This window comes from Desulfitibacter alkalitolerans DSM 16504, assembly GCF_000620305.1.
Classification (GTDB): domain Bacteria; phylum Bacillota; class DSM-16504; order Desulfitibacterales; family Desulfitibacteraceae; genus Desulfitibacter; species Desulfitibacter alkalitolerans.
The window spans coordinates 634359-649944 of sequence record NZ_KK211100.1; the positions used below are offsets into that span (position 1 = coordinate 634359).

Annotated in this window: 14 protein-coding genes and 1 pseudogene; 2 read left to right on the top strand and 13 right to left on the bottom strand. The window is 39.0% G+C overall.

Features of this window, described 5'->3' with window-relative positions:
• Position 1: 1 nt before the first annotated feature.
• The 7 genes from K364_RS0108870 to K364_RS0108900 form a co-directional block, all read right to left on the bottom strand.
• The gene (locus K364_RS0108870) at positions 2-1027 is read right to left on the bottom strand and encodes an aminoglycoside phosphotransferase family protein (protein ID WP_028307738.1); all 1026 of its coding nucleotides are present in this window, start codon (positions 1025-1027) and stop codon (positions 2-4) included.
• An 81-nt stretch (positions 1028-1108) separates the two neighbouring features.
• Positions 1109-2236: an ABC transporter ATP-binding protein gene (locus K364_RS23350; RefSeq protein ID WP_051533898.1), complete on the bottom strand. Its 1128-nt coding sequence runs from the start codon at positions 2234-2236 to the stop codon at positions 1109-1111.
• Between the two features lie 12 nt (positions 2237-2248).
• The gene (locus tag K364_RS0108880) at positions 2249-3055 is read right to left on the bottom strand and encodes an ABC transporter permease (RefSeq protein ID WP_028307739.1); all 807 of its coding nucleotides are present in this window, start codon (positions 3053-3055) and stop codon (positions 2249-2251) included.
• 1 nt (position 3056) lies between these two features.
• On the bottom strand, positions 3057-3914 hold the full coding sequence (locus K364_RS23355; RefSeq protein ID WP_051533899.1) for an ABC transporter permease: 858 nt from the start codon (positions 3912-3914) through the stop codon (positions 3057-3059).
• Between the two features lie 3 nt (positions 3915-3917).
• Complete coding sequence (locus K364_RS0108890; RefSeq protein ID WP_028307740.1) at positions 3918-5156, bottom strand: ABC transporter substrate-binding protein; 1239 nt, start codon at positions 5154-5156, stop codon at positions 3918-3920.
• Positions 5149-5868: a TVP38/TMEM64 family protein gene (locus tag K364_RS0108895; RefSeq protein WP_051533901.1), complete on the bottom strand. Its 720-nt coding sequence runs from the start codon at positions 5866-5868 to the stop codon at positions 5149-5151. Before K364_RS0108895 ends, K364_RS0108890 begins: the two co-directional genes overlap by 8 nt.
• A gap of 82 nt (positions 5869-5950) precedes the next feature.
• Positions 5951-6883, bottom strand: a complete 933-nt coding sequence (locus tag K364_RS0108900) for a sulfurtransferase (protein ID WP_035268439.1) — start codon at positions 6881-6883, stop codon at positions 5951-5953.
• A gap of 262 nt (positions 6884-7145) precedes the next feature.
• Here K364_RS0108900 and K364_RS0108905 point away from each other — a divergent pair, with 262 nt between their 5' ends.
• Positions 7146-8039 carry a LysR family transcriptional regulator gene (locus tag K364_RS0108905; protein ID WP_028307743.1) on the top strand — a complete coding sequence of 298 codons (894 nt, stop codon included), beginning with the start codon at positions 7146-7148 and terminating at the stop codon, positions 8037-8039.
• A gap of 9 nt (positions 8040-8048) precedes the next feature.
• On the opposite strand, the pseudogene K364_RS26170 reads toward K364_RS0108905, so the two are convergent.
• Positions 8049-8249, bottom strand: a pseudogene (locus K364_RS26170) (YeeE/YedE thiosulfate transporter family protein); the annotation flags it as partial.
• Between the two features lie 524 nt (positions 8250-8773).
• On the opposite strand from K364_RS26170, the gene K364_RS0108915 reads away from it, so the two are divergent.
• Positions 8774-10021 (top strand): IS110 family RNA-guided transposase, encoded by a 1248-nt coding sequence (locus tag K364_RS0108915; protein WP_028306738.1) that lies wholly within the window; start codon positions 8774-8776, stop codon positions 10019-10021.
• A 148-nt stretch (positions 10022-10169) separates the two neighbouring features.
• On the opposite strand, the gene K364_RS23365 is transcribed toward K364_RS0108915, so the two are convergent.
• The 5 genes from K364_RS23365 to K364_RS0108940 all read right to left on the bottom strand — a co-directional run bounded on the left by K364_RS23365 (position 10170) and on the right by K364_RS0108940 (position 15585).
• Positions 10170-10544 (bottom strand): YeeE/YedE thiosulfate transporter family protein, encoded by a 375-nt coding sequence (locus tag K364_RS23365; RefSeq protein ID WP_051533902.1) that lies wholly within the window; start codon positions 10542-10544, stop codon positions 10170-10172.
• Positions 10545-10558: 14 nt separating this feature from the next.
• The gene (locus K364_RS0108925) at positions 10559-10786 is read right to left on the bottom strand and encodes a sulfurtransferase TusA family protein (protein ID WP_028307744.1); all 228 of its coding nucleotides are present in this window, start codon (positions 10784-10786) and stop codon (positions 10559-10561) included.
• A 12-nt stretch (positions 10787-10798) separates the two neighbouring features.
• The gene (locus tag K364_RS0108930) at positions 10799-11464 is read right to left on the bottom strand and encodes a YeeE/YedE thiosulfate transporter family protein (RefSeq protein ID WP_028307745.1); all 666 of its coding nucleotides are present in this window, start codon (positions 11462-11464) and stop codon (positions 10799-10801) included.
• Between the two features lie 114 nt (positions 11465-11578).
• Positions 11579-14116, bottom strand: a complete 2538-nt coding sequence (locus tag K364_RS0108935) for an FAD-dependent oxidoreductase (RefSeq protein WP_207640839.1) — start codon at positions 14114-14116, stop codon at positions 11579-11581.
• Between the two features lie 200 nt (positions 14117-14316).
• Positions 14317-15585, bottom strand: coding sequence for an ABC transporter ATP-binding protein (locus K364_RS0108940; protein WP_028307747.1), 1269 nt, complete (start codon positions 15583-15585; stop codon positions 14317-14319).
• Between the last annotated feature and the right edge of the window lies 1 nt (position 15586).

Sequence of the window (15586 nt, forward strand, 5' to 3'; positions counted from 1 at the left end):
ACTACAAGTAGTTTCTAAAAATCTTCTTCAAAAACTGAGGTTCTATGTAAGCCTGGATTTTCTCAAAAGTATCTTTATTACTTAAAAGGCGACACGGCTCAATATATTCTGTCCATGCCATGGCGCACCAGGACACCGCCCTTAGATAGTTGAAGAACTTAAACATTTCAAGGCGTTCTTTAAATGTATTTTTTTGTGGGCAAGCAGGAAGCTTATCTAAATAGGTTTTAATAAAATAATTTTCTTCTTCAACAGATAAAACATAATCCCTTTTCCAAAGGGTAGTTGTTGCAATTACAAAATGGCTCAAGTCTTGAGCAGGTTCTCCCAGGATAGGTTTTTCCCAATCAATTAAATGGCACGTCTCCTTTTCTTTATTTACAATGAAGTTATGAGAATTAACCTCTGTGTTAATTACCCTCAGCCACGAATTAGCTAAAAGCATTTTTTCCTGACTTTTTCTTTTTTCTGCCTGTAATATAATTTTTTCCAACAACTCGGCTGTTTCAATACTAGCCTTGGTACACCTAAAATATATATCAAGCAGTCTAGATGCTTCATTATAAATACCGGTGAAAGGCCCTGGTTCCTTTACTAAGAAATTTGTATCAAGCTCTGAAAATTCTAATCCGTGAATTACTGCAAAAGTCCCAGCCGCTTTATCCAAGTCATACCTATAATCCAGTGGTTCACCAGGAAGAAATTCCATAATGAGAATCCCATAGGGAAGGCTTTTCATGCTGTCATCCAAATAATAGGGCCTTGGAGTTACACTAGAATTCTTCAGTAGGTTTAATGCCTGAAATTCATATTTAATTTGATTCTGCAGCTGCATTTGACTTCCCGTGTTCACTCTAAAAACAAATTTCCTTGAAGCATCAGTTTCTATTATATAGTTTAGATTGTATTCTCCTTGGGCTAGGTAATCCACCCTTACTTCTTCCTTAGGCTCAATACCCAGGTGCTGTTTTAAGGATGACTTATTTACATATTCCCGTACTCTAGACAATAATTGTTCTGCAAGCATCTTATTTTACCCTCTCCTCAGCTCTTAGTGACTTTAAAACGGCATATGTATTATATGAAAAATTATTCTCTTGGCTGTTTCCTAGTACTGCCCACTAGCTGTTTTATCATTTTTAATACTGACAAGATATTGTTGGCTTCGTTCAAAGTAGGAATTATGACAGACACCTTCATCACTTTTACCTCTTTTTTGAAACCAAACTCTGTTCCACTCAATTTTAAAGTAAACTCTTGTATTCAAAGCAGTATCTATATGATTATTTACTACTGCTGTTAATTCGCCCATATCAGTAGAGATTTTGATGATACTTTGCCCTGCAGAAAATTTTTTATCTGTAATAATTCCTGAAAAATATTCCTTTTGCGGTGGCAAGCAAATTTCAATATGTTCTGCTCTTACATAGGCAGTTACTTCTCCACTTTCAAGGAAATGGGGCATGGGAATTTTTCTGCCAGGTAAATGGAAGAGATTATTTTGAATAATTCCATCTAAGAAGTTGCAGGTACCAAACATGCTTGCAATCTTTTTGTTTACGGGACAGTTGTATAAATTATATGGTGTGTCAAATTGGATTATTTGACCTTCCAGCATTACTGCTATTTTATCAGCTAAAAGCATTGCTTCATTCTGATCATGGGTTACAAAAATAATAGTCATGTTAAGTTTTCTATGAATCTGTAATATGAGTTCTCTCATTTCCTCACGAAGATTAGGATCAAGATTAGACAGCGGCTCATCTAACAATAATACCTTTGGCTCTAATGCCAGTGCTCTGGCCAAAGCTACTCGCTGCTGTTGGCCCCCCGACAGCTGGGCAGGATATTTTTGTTCTATATCAGGAAGGCGAACTAATTCCAACAGGACCCTGGCCTTTTTAAGTCGTTCCCTTTTTGATATTCCAAGCATTTTTAGGCCAAAAGCAACATTTTCACCAACTGTAAGGTGGGGAAAAAGCAGATGGTCTTGAAACACCATGACAACATCCCTTTTTTCTGCAGGCAGAAAAGTAACTTCTTCTTTATCTAATAAAATTTGCCCTTCTTCAGGAATAAGCAGTCCAGAGAGCAGTTTCAGGGTAGTTGTCTTGCCGCAGCCGGAGGGTCCAACAAGGGCAACAAATTCTCCGTGCTCAATTTCCAGATTAACATTTTTGATGATAGTTTCCTGGGAGAACCTTTTCACCAGATTTTTCAGCACTACTTTAGCCATTAAATTTCACCCTTATAAATAATAAAATTGAGACTGTTGTTTGGGATCTGTGATCACCTTTTCAATTACAAGCATGAAAACAAGTGCAATTAGTATAAAAATTAGACTTATAACCGAACCTATGACCCTATCACCACTGTTGACATATGGGAATAAGACAAGGGGCAGGGTAACAATTTTTCCTCCGCCAATTAGGAAGGTCAAAAAATATTGACTAAAGGATACATTGAACATTAAAATACCGCTGCTGATAAGTCCTGGTCTTAAAAATGGAAGCGTTACATAAAAAAATCTCTGCCATCCTTTAGCCTTCAAGACCCTGCTCTGCTCTTCCCATTTTAATCCCATTGCTTTATATACACTTGCAAAAATTCTTATGCCATAGGGCATAACTACAACCAAATGGATTAACAGTACACCCAAAAAGGTATCCACCAGACCATATTTTATAAAGATAACATGTATTCCCATACCAATTGTTATAGGAGGAATAATTATTGGCGCTAATACTAGAATTTCAATTAATCCCTTACCAGGAAATTCATATAGCCCTAAAGCTTTCCCGGCTGGAATACTTATTACAACTGCTGCTAGTGTTACTGCTAACGAGAGAGAAATACTAGTACCAATGGCTGATAAAATTTTATTATTGGGACTTAATATATACTGCCAGCCCCTTAACCCCCATTCCAAAGGTAAAACATTTCCCGCCGGCCATTGTTTGGTAAATGCCCATAACAATAAAATTAGAAAGGGAAACATTAAAAGGAAGAAAAATATCAGTACCATTGTTTTGTGAAATAGCTGTTTTGCCTCCATATTAACCCCACTGTCTCAAATATTTTTTCATAAATAGATAGTATATTCCTACCAGCAGTATGCATATTGAGGTTAAAATAATGGTTATTACCATGGCAATGGGCCTATTATAGAGGTCTGGAGAAATGTAGTTGTAATATGCCCAGACTGGTAGTGCTTTTGGATAAGTAGCTCCTAACAAATAAGGTATTTCAAATGCTCCAAAGGAAAAAGCAAAAACAATAGCTGAGGCTGAAATTATACTCGGCATACTAAGGGGCAGGGTAACCTGATAAAAAATATCCTTTGGAGTTGCCTTTAAGGTAGCTGCCACATCATTTAATTTGCCGTGAATGTTTTTCATAACAGTATAAATCATCAGCGTAATAAAAGGTATTTCCTTCCACATGTAGATAATTATAATTCCAACTGCACTTTTGGAATAAAAAACAGGGGGAAACTGGCTGGGTTCACTAATAATACCAAGGTTAATGAAAATGCGAGCTAGAAATCCTCCCTGGGAAATGAAAAATACTATCATTAATGCTGCTACAATATGTGGAACAGCTATTGGCAGTTTATACATAAAATCAATCAATCTATTTTTCTGCGTTAGATTTACCATGTAGTTTGCTAAATAAATAGCTATAATTGTTGATAAAAAGGTTGATACAAAGGCTATATAAAAGGTAAATGAAAGGGAGGCCAAAAACTCTTTTTGACTTAAAACCTGTACATAATAATCCAGGGTAAACTGCTTAAGGCCTAATACTGGAAAATATCCAAAGCTCTGCATTAAAGCAAAAGCCAGGCCTCCCAAGAAAAACATGCTTAGAATTATTAAAGCTGGGGCCAGATAAAGATACGGTTTATACTTCATTTCTTACTCCTTGATGACATTTTCTCTCCATAAATCTTCTATCACTTCTATATAAGCAGAAGCAATTTCCGGCAATCTGTGATTAGCTAATTCCTCAGCTGATAAAGTTGCAATACCCAAATCTATTCCTTCAATCTCCTGCAGATAACCAGGCTCTAGCTTATCAATATCTAATGCAATCATATCCCCCCATAAAATTGGATCGAATTTTGAGATTTGTGCCTCTGGGCTTAAAAGGAAATCAGCTAAAACCATGGCTCCACCTTTGTTGGGTGCATTAAAGGGAATTGCCAGAAAATGAGTATTGCCTATTGTACCATTTTCCCACACAAAGGTTCGCACAGTATTGGGCAGCACACCCAGTTCTATCATTCCTGAAAATTTTGATGGATGATAAGACATATTAAAATCTACTTCTCCATCTGCAAACAGCTGATCAAGCTGTGCTATTTGAGAAGGATATGTCCTGCCTTGCCTCCAGAGGTACGGTTTAATTTGGTTTAGATAATCCCACAGGGGCTGTAACTGCTGATTTAATTCCTCTTTATTAACCTCTTCTACATAGGGGAAGGCCTCATAACCACCACATAATTCATACATTAAATGCCTTATAAAAACACTTCCTGTAAAATCAGGCAGTTCTGGATAAGTGAATCTACCAGGATTAGCCTTTGCCCAATCAAACAGTTCCCCACTTGATTTAGGCGGATTGCTTACTCTAGCAGTATCATAGGCAAATACAAACTGCGCCTTTCCATAGGGAACTTCATAGCCTTCCACTGGAAAACCAAAATCGAAAGCAATATCTGGAGCATCCTTATCTACATACTTATTAAAGTTAGGAATATGTTCTGCAAATGGCCCCCACAACATATCTGCCTGCCTGGCAGTTCTAAAATTTTCACCGTTAATCCAAAGCAGATCAATAGAACCCTTTTGCCTGTTTACCTGCTTTTCTCCTAGGAGTTTATTGATAAATTCTGGTGCCTCCATGGGAACTCTATTTACTGTAATGTTATACCTTTCCTTCATCTTTTGGGCTGCATAATTATCCACCCAACTATTGATCCTTTCATCTCCACCCCACATATAAAAATTAACTGTTGTACCACGGGAATGGCTCACTATACTATCCCAATCCTGTTCTAATGGATTTACTTCTGCAACCTCACTTTTTTGTCCACATCCAGTAAAAACAAGCATTATTGTCAAGGTTAATAAAATTAGTAATAGTCTACGCAACTTTTTTGCCACCCTCTGCATTTTGTCGTTTTTGAATCCAACCTGGTATTAGAGAAATAATAACAAAAAATACTGCGGCCACGCCTAGATACATAAAAGTTTTTCCAAGATTACCCTCACCACTTACCACAGATCCTCCTGCAAAGGAAAATGCAATGGTACCCGGCAGCATGCAAATCCATGATACAAGTACATATGTTGCAAGTTTTATTTTTGTTAGGCCATACGCATAGTTTTGAAGATTAAACGGGAATACAGGCACAAGACGGGTTACCATGAGCATACGCCATCCCTGGTTCTCCACACCCTCATCAATTTTTTTAAACTGCTCATTTCCTGCAACCCAACCCTCTACCATGGAACGTGCTGCATAACGTGCTACTAAAAACGCTGCCGTTGCTCCAAGGGTTGATCCTATGGAAGAATAAATCACTCCAAACCACGGACCAAAAACAAAACCTCCTAAAAGGGCAACAGGTATACCGGGTAGAAAAAATACACATGCAGCAATCCACAATAAAATATAAACAATAGGTCCTATAATACCAAAACCCTTTATCCATTCTGTAAGCTTTGTTATATTCTCTATGCTGATATATTCAAAAACTCCAAAAACTTTCATTAAAATAACAACTACTGCAATTATACCTGCAATTACAAATAATTTTACCTTGTCCTGCTTTTTATTTGTAGGTTTTTTTTCCTTTTCCATAAAGTTCCCCTCTTTCTAACCCCAGTTTTAAACGTGGGTATAAAGAAGGGGTAAGCTTTACCCCTTCTTTATACGTACACATTTATTCTATTGGCAGATCTCCATGAAAACTCCACTCTATCCAAGACCCATCGTAATTCTGAACATTGTCATAGCCAATGAGTCTCAAGTTAAACCAGGAGGCTGCAGATCTAACACCAGATTGACAGTAGACAATAATTTTAGTATCCTTGTCTATGCCAAATTCTTTATACATTTCCCTAAGTTCTTCTGCACTCTTTACTGTTTTATCTTCATTTAAGTTTTGATTCCATTCAATCCAGATTGAGCCAGGTATTCTACCCTTCCTGAATGCTCCACTTTTTAATTCTTCTCCATCATATTCAGATTTTGCACGGGTATCAATTATAACAACTTTATCATCATCAACAGCAGCTTTAACCTCATCTAAAGTCGCATATATGTCCATATTAAAATCCTTGGCAGTATAGGTAGTAGGTGTAATACTAGGATTTTTAAGTGATTTTTCACCTCCTGTAGCTACCCATGCATCCCATCCACCATTTAGAATTTGAACATTTTCATGCCCGTAACCAAAGAATGCCCACCATACCCGTCCACTGTCATATACTCCATTGTCATCATAGATAATCACTCTGGTATCATTGTCAATTCCTAGACTTCCTAATAGTTCTTCCCACCGTGCCTTATCACACAACATACCACCAAAACCATAATCAGCTTCTGGAGCTTCATAATCAGGTCTCCACACATTAATAGCATTTGGTACATGTCCTAAAACGTATTTTGCCGGAGTACGAATATCTAATATAGCAACATTTGGATCATCAACTAAACCTTTCAATTCCTCAACATCAACTAACATCTCAGGCCGTGCATAGTTTTGTTCGTCAACTGTTACTGAAGGTGCTTGTTTCTGTCCACAACCAACGGCTAATAGACTTAAGACTAAAAGCAGAACTACTAGAATGTTTAATCTTTTTTTCACAAACATTAACAAACCTCTCCCCTCTATTTTTCTTGATTTGTGCGCCCTAGAGAAGCAAATACTTGCCGGTATTAATGAAAATTTGCACAAGATTTTTGAAAAAGAAGCGCCGACTTGTGAAGGTATTTGCTTTCTCTTTGTCTAATTACTACAATAAGATTATAATATGGCACTATTAGAATTTATAATGACAGTTGGTTATGTTATATAAGCTTTTGTTATGATGCTCATAATCTTACCTTATACAGCAAATTGGAGGATTATTTCTATGAATTTAGAATATCTCAAGACATTTTATATCACAGTAAGATGCAACAGCATTTCAAAGGCAGCCAAGCTTTTACACATGTCCCAGCCTGGAGTTAGTATGCAGATTCAATCTCTTGAGAAGGAACTAGGGGTTAATCTTTTAAACAGGAGTAACAAGGGTGTGGAATTAACTGAAGAAGGTGAAGTTGTATATGACTACGCAGTTTCCCTGCTGGCAATCCAGGATAATATAGAGCGCCAGCTTAACTGTATTAAAAACAAGCAGACAGAAATTATAGTGAGTTCATGCACTACCGTTGGTTCATATGCACTACCGTGCAGTCTCTATACTTTTAGAGAAAAAAATCCAAATGTCAATATATTGTTGGATATTACAAATTCAGCTAATGTAATTAAAAAAATCATAGATGGATCTACTAGAATAGGTATTATAGAAGGCAAGCCTTTTACTAACAGTGTCACATTAACAAAGGTTACGAGTGATAAGCTTAAGCTTGTGGTCTCGCCCAAACGTTATAAAAAACCTGAAATATCAGTAAAAGAATTTTTGAAGATACCTATTATTCTTCGGGAATCAGGTTCAGGTACAAAAGCGGTAGTAGTAGAAGCAATGAACCAGGCCAATATAGATCTCAATGAAGCTAATATTATTATGGAAATTGGGTCTCCTGAAGCTATTAAATCTGCTGTAGTGGCCGGTAAAGGGTATTCTATCTTCTCCCAACTTGCCATTAAAAAGGAGCTGGCTACAGGTGTCCTCAAAGAAGTTAAAATAAGTGAAGTAGATTTTAATGCAGACTATTTTTTAGTGCACTCCCCTGACTATGTCTTAAAAGGTGCGGAAAAGGATTTTGCCGAGTTCATTAAGTCAAAAAGAAGAGGTTTTTGTTAATTACTTTAATTATAACAAAAACCTCATTAGTAGTTTACTGCCCAGCCAAGCACCCAAAAATGCAAAGATGGCATATACCCATCCGCTCAGGGACAGTGATGGTATAGCACTAAAAAATGCACCAATATTACATCCTAAAGCAATTCTTGTTCCATACCCCATAATTATACCTCCTTGTATACTATGAGCAGCCCCCGATTTGGACGTTAATTTCCAGTTGGGACATTGCTCATTTTTTAATGTAGATCTTTAACAACTACAACAACAAGTTATTCATCGTAGCAGGGCTTGTGGGTATGTGGGCAATGCTTTAGCATTGTCCAAGCGATTGTGGACCCTGTGGGCAGGTGCGCAGCAGCTGTCCACAAGTCCACATGAGCGGCATATCCACAAGCCAATAACTAATATGCTATCTTTTTTAAAAAGGGTTTACAGTCCTGGGATGTCTTTGGGAAAATATAGCCAAAGGTGTCTACCAAGGGAATGTTCCATTTCCTCCAGTTGCCCCGTTATAGGGTGTCTTCCATTTTTAGAGTGTTCCCCTGGCCCCATGTTATAGACCTACACGCTGACTGTTTCCCGGTTTGCCTCTCCCTCTGTTAGCAGACGGAGGCCAGTGCACCGAGGGGATCCGGTGTATTCCTATAGCTCGCAAGGCTGTCGTTCATGGGTTTCCCAGGGACATCCCAAGACTGTAGACATCTATATATTTTAAAGTGAAGGAGGTGATTAAGATGTCTAACCCTTTGTTTGTCGGTATCGATATAAGCAGCAAGGACAATGTTGTTTGTTGTTTGTCTAATGATGATGAAAAGCGTCCTATAAGCCGGTTTAGTGTTTTTAATAATAGACCTGGTATTTTTGAGCTTAAGGATCGTATCAACCAGTTGGTTAGTAAACATGATTTTGATAGAATACTTTTTGGTTTAGAGCACACCGGTTGCTACTCTACCCATGCTGCCATCTACTTGCATCGCCATTTGGACTTTGCCTGCCCTGATGTTAAGGTCTACATGTTTAACCCTAGTCTGATTAAGGAGTTTAAAAAGGCTCATTTCTTGGATGCTCCTAAAAATGATAGGTTCGATGCCTGGTATATTGCTGCTAGGCTTAAAAGTGGCTATCTGCCTCATCCTTTTACTTGGAGTGAACCTTTGATGGCTCTTCAAAGGCTTACTCGGGCCAGGTACCACCTCATGCAGGCTCTAGTACGTGAAGCTAATTTTCTTATGTCTAACCTGTACCTGAAGTGTAGTGATTACTCTTTAGTCTTTTCTAACAAGTTATCTGCTACTTCTCTGGCTGTTTTGGAAGAGTTTGAGTCCGCTGAGGCTCTAGCAGATGCTTCTTTGGATGATCTGATGGAGTTTTTAATTCAGCATGGTAAAAACCGCTTTGATGATCCTCAGGCTGTTGCTAAACAGTTGCAAAAGGCTGCTCGTTCTTCTTACAGGTTGCCCAAGGCCATGTCTGATTCTGTTAACTTGGCCATGGCCTCTAGTATTAGGGTTATTAGAACAATCCAGGAACAGCTGCAGTCTTTGAAAAAGGCTATTGAGGACCATTTAAAGACTATTCCTCAAACTCTAGATTCTGTTCCGGGTATCGGTCCTATTTTTGCTTCTGGTATTATTGCTGAAATTGGTGATATCCATCAGTTTGACAGCCATAAACAGGTAGCTAAGTTAGCTGGTCTTGCCTGGACCCAAAATCAGTCTGGTGATTTTACTGCTAGTAGTACAAGGCTTATTCGCTCTGGCAACCGCATTTTAAGGTATTACCTTATTGAGGCGGCAAGCAGTGTTCGGGTGCACGACCCTGTTTTTGCCGAGTATTATGCCATGAAAAAAGCGGAGCCTAAGCAGTATGCTCATAAACGCGCCCTTGCTCTTACTGCCCGTAAACTGGTACGGTTAGTCTTTTTTCTGCTGAAGTCTAACCAACTCTACCAACCGAAAGGGGGAAACCGACAATTAAATTAGAATAGACCAAAGCTCAGGATTCCTTCCACCTATTTATTGTTATATTTGTAATAAATATACTTGTCATAGGGTGGGCTTGTTTAGTGTTGCCTTTTTTAGGCAAGCACCCCCTTTTGTGCAGCGAATTCTTTGAAAAATTTCCAATTACCTACTTGACATCATACCGCTGCTCTAACAAGGCTGCTGCCACCTGTTTAAAGGATTTAACTCTTTTGAATTTAAATTGTGAAGCAGCTAAAACAGCAAGTAATGCCCCTACGATTATACCTGCATCCATTAAAGAAAGGTTATTGGTGAAAAAACCCTGTGCAATGGCCTCAGCCCTGCCGGGATGATTAGCAAAATAGTCCCACTTTTCAGGCGTTCCGCCCATAGCTTTCCATATCCAAGCAGCCCAATAGGTAAACCCAGAGGTTATCTGCCAGGGCCTCCCAGCCACAACAAAAAGCAAAGTGTTTAGTACTGCAAGCAGTATGGCCCCAGTATAGTAGGTCCATGGCTCCTTTACCGCCCTTATCAACATCTCTTTACCACTCCCTATCTACTTTTAGTAACCCTTATCTCCCATTCGCCATTGGCGACTTCAACTATTTCACATGACAAGCCATTTTTTTGGGTCCACTCTGTAAAATTTTTTGCAGCACAGCTGTGATCAGTTTCTATAACAAGCACATCGCCAACTGTCATTTTTTTAAACTGTTGAATCGCTTTTAGTAAGGGAATAGGACAGGCCTCATACAAACAGTCTAATCTTATCTCTGCCATAATAATCCCCCATTAGAGCATAATATTATTCTTTTCATCATATTTTTTCAAAAGATAGAAGAGCAACACCAAAATGCCTACTTGGAAAAATACCGCACCTGGCCACCCCAAAAAGCTTGCAAGGTGAATAGTTGAAGCATCACTAATGAACCTCTTTTCCCACCAGGGAAAATGTCTGGCGCCTAATAGAGTACCAATCAAAAAACCTATAAGAACGATAAGCTGCATTAGAAAACCTTCTCCAATCCTCATTAAGGTTCCAGTTGCACAACCACCTGCAATTACCATGCCTACACCAAATAAAAACCCTCCAACTGCAGTATGAAATCCAACAGGATGAATAAACCCGGGGATTCGAGAGGCACCCTGAATTAAGGAAATATACTGTATTAAAGAAAATGTTATTGTCATTATTGCCACTGCAACTATTATGGCTCGTAAAATGGAGGTGCTCCCTGCTATTATGGGGTCCCTAAGAGATGCAGCAAAGCAAAACCTACTTTTTTGAAGCACAAAACCAAAGGCTATGCCAAAGGCCCAATAAGCCCCAAGAATTAAGTTGTTAGAACCAACCTTATACAATAATAAAAGTGCTAAAAAAAAGACTATGAAGAATAGAGGCTTTTGATCTTTTTTAACTTTAACTTTTTTATGAACTATCTTCTGTTCCAGCTGCATAGTAAGAACACCCCCAGGTTTTAATTCAGCTAAAAGAATATTCTTCAAAGGGGCATTAATTTCCTTCTATTTACAAATTATTGAAACTAGCAAAACCACCAGAAGCCTTAGTACCTACATATGAGATCTTTGTATTTCTTTTTTAGACTTATATCTATTCAGCCAGTTCTGGAGAGGCCCCTGCAGTCCTGGTGCACCTGTTTTGTCCCATTGCCTATTAAACATTAAGTCCATTAAATGTAACGCTTTTTTCCCCCCCATTGTCATGGATTCTCTGCAGGCTGCACAGTAGGTAATAATATGTTCTGATTTAGCCTCCGAGGCCCTCCGATTCATTATTCTTTTAGCAAGGTTTGGATTGGCTGGCACAACCATGCCACCAAAGCCGCAGCAACGAGTATTCTCCCTGTTATGGGGGAGTTCTTCAATTTTGTAGCCCATTTCTCGCATTAAAAACCTTACTGAATCATGTATGGTAGAACAATCCCTTGTTACACAGGAATCATGCAACGCCATGACCTTTCCCTTTCCTATGCCTTTAACTTCCTCAGGAATGCCAACTTCTTTTAATACCTCATAAAGAGAACGTACCTTCAAATGGGGACTCATGGTTGTGATCATGCTGTAACAAGACTGACATGCAACAATGATTTCCTCAACTTCCAACTGCTTAAAGGCACTTTCTAACAATGAATAACGCTGTGCAAAATCATTTTCTAGTCCTAAGGCCTTTGTAGGCTTTCCACAGCATCTCAGCACAGCTCCAGTGCCAGGCAGCTCCCTTTGAAGATATCTTAATATCTCTCCAACCAGCTTCGGTGAATAAGATGGTAAACTACAGCCCGGCATAAATGCCCTTTTGGTAAAACCTGCTTTAACATCAGGCTTAACTATATTGAAGATTGGATGAAAGCCCAGTTTTTGATGCATGTGAATTGGTTTGTGCTGGGGCAATGGGCCTTCGCCGTCTTTTACAAGATCCATTCTCATTTGGGCAAAAATTTCACTAAACTTATATTCCTTTGGGCAGTTAATAGTACATTGATTGCACATATTACAGGAGTATGGGATTAGTGGGTCTATGCAGCATGCTGCCAAAGTTTGCTCCATCAGCTGTTTAGGATATTCACAAAATTCATTAAGCATTATACATTCCTTCATGCATAGTTTACACTCGCACTGCAGACATCTCGTTGCCTCCTGCACAGCACATTTTTCAGTAAACCCCAGGTCCACTTCATCAAAAGATGTTACTCTTCTTTCAACAGGTATTTTTCTGGTCTTGCTTCGAATTGTTCCTCTTTCCTCATCTTTTATTTCTCGTATTAATGTGGTTTCAAAGCTTCCTTCTTTTTCTCTACCTATTGCCATATCTTGATTCCTAAAATACCTATCTATTGAAATGGCTGCCTTTTTTCCATGGGCAAGTGCTTCTATTGCAATAAGGGGTCTTCCAATCATGTCTCCCCCGGCAAAAACCTTGGGGTCTTTTGTTTGCAATGTGACGGGGTTTACAATTACCCTGCCATTTGACCCTAATATATCCCAATGGTCCTTTAAAAAGCTGCTTTCAACGCCCTGACCAATTGCTAAAATAACCATATCAGTCTTAAACATTAAATTTTCATTTTCAATATATGTGGGGTTAAATTTGCCTTCGACATCAAACACAGATTGACATTTTACCAGCTCTAACTGCTCCACTCTTTCTTGTCCAAAAAATTGTTTAACACCATATCCATTAATAATCTTAACGCCTTCCTCTTCTGCCTCTTCTATTTCCCATGAATGGGCAGGCATTTCATGCCTTTGTTCAAGACATATTATTGTAACGTCTTCCGCACCTTTTCTCACAGCACTTCTTGCTACATCTATTGCTACATTTCCGCCGCCTACTACCACTACATTTTTACCTAAATCCTGCGAAATATTTAAACTTACATTCCTTAAAAAATCAACACCAGGTTCAATTCCTTTAAGCTCCTTTCCAGGAACATTAAGCATTAAACTCCTGTGGGCACCTACAGCAATAAATACGGCATCATAATCCATTAACAGCTGTGCAAAGGATATGTCTTTGCCTACCTCTGTATTTAAATATATGCTCACGCCCAAGAGGGGCAGTATGCTGTATTCAAAATCTATCACATCCCTGGGAAGGCGGTAGGCCGGTATCCCTACCCTCATCATCCCCCCCACCACGGGGAGCTTTTCAAAAATCGCTACCTGATAGCCCTTCTTTCTTAAAATATACGCAGCCATGGCTCCTGCTGGGCCGGCACCAATAATGGCTACCTTTTGGGGCTTTTCATTTTCTTCAATGCTAATATCCCACTCAAATTCGCTATCGTAATTGGCAGCAAACCGCTTTAACTGCTGTACGGATAGGGGCTGACCCTCCTCACTTTGTTTGCATTTTTCTTCACAAGGATGGGCACATATTCTCCCCAAAATCCCAGGAAAGGGCAGGTCTTTACGAATTATTTCTAAAGACTCCTTAAACTCACCTGCGGCAATTTTTCCAATATAGCCTTTTACATCCACGTGTAAAGGACATGCTGCAACACAAAAAGATGGTGATTCCCCCATACATTCATCAACTATCTTTTGCATTTTCTGACGAAGCAGTTCATCATTTTTAAACTGTGTCACTACTATTCCCCCAATTCCACCTTAAAGGTACTTAACATCTTTAAATATCATTATAATTTCTATTACCAATAAAATAGGATAACAGATGTTTATGCCGCATAATGAATATTTATAGCTGCTATTAATGTTGTTAATTGTTGCTGATTTTTCTCAACAAAATAAGACAAAAGAACCCGCGGGATGTCAGGTATAGGGTGAAATTAATTATATTTCTCCAGAAACTCAAAAATTTCCTGTGGGGTATTGACAAATACTCCTTGGGCCTGCTTCATTTCCTCAAGAAGCCTTTGAGCATGACCCTCAGTAAAATCTCTTTTTTCAAAGTCATTTGCCATGATTAAAACAGGCTTGCCTGTCTGGCAGGCCTCTGCACTTAACTGGAGATTTGCCAGATTACCTTTTCCAAAGGGTATGGGGGTGATAATTATATAATTCGCTTTTTGTATTAGCGCCCTGTTCATGGACAAGCTCTTTTCGCCAATAGGGGCAAAGGGAGCCTCTTCCACAACCTCTACCCCCAGCATCTTTGCCCTGCTCCAGTCAGTATCTCCAATATTTAATATCCCACAGCTCACCTTATAGCCAAGTTGAACAAGTCTATCCAGGATAAATATCCCTGTTCCACCACCGCAGATCAGATGAACATGCAGACCCTTGCCTCCCTTGGAGTCTGATTTAGTCCTCCCAAGGGGTATCACATTAAACCTTCCTGTTAGGGGGTTATCTGTAATAGCAACCTCCATGCTGTAGACCTTTCTAATATTAGCAGGAGTTAATACCTGGTCAGGGGAACCTTCTGCAAAAATCTTCCCGTCCTTCATTAACACAACGTGTTCACTAAATTGAGCAGCCAGGTTTAAATCATGAAGTACAGCTACAACAGTAAGGCCAGTTGTCCTGTTAAGGCTCTGAAGCAATTCTAATAGTTCAACCTGGTGCTGAATATCAAGGTGGGCTGTAGGCTCATCTAAAAGAATAACCCTGGGTTCCTGGGCTAAAGCCCTGGCCACAACAACCCTCTGCCTCTCTCCTCCACTTATTTCTGTCACACTCCGGTCCTTTAAGTGCCATATATTAGTTATTTCCATTGCCCATCTAGCCAGGGCAAAATCCTTGGGACCCTCGCTTTCAAATCTTCCTAGAAAGGGAGTCCTGCCCATCAATACAGTTTCATAAACACTAAAGGAAAATTCAATTGTGGTATCCTGGGGTACAACTGCCATCCTTTGTGCTATCTGCCGAGGCTTCATTGAAAGAAGATTAATAGAATCAAGCTCTATATCACCCTTCTGTGGCAATACTGACTTTGAAATATTTTTAAGGAGTGTAGATTTGCCTGAGCCATTTGGACCAATTATGGAAAGAAAGCTTCCCGGCTTGATTTCCAGATTAATACCTTTAAGAATTATATTTTTTCCATACCCAAACTGGAGGTTTTTGACTTTTATATCTGAACCAAACTGAACCATA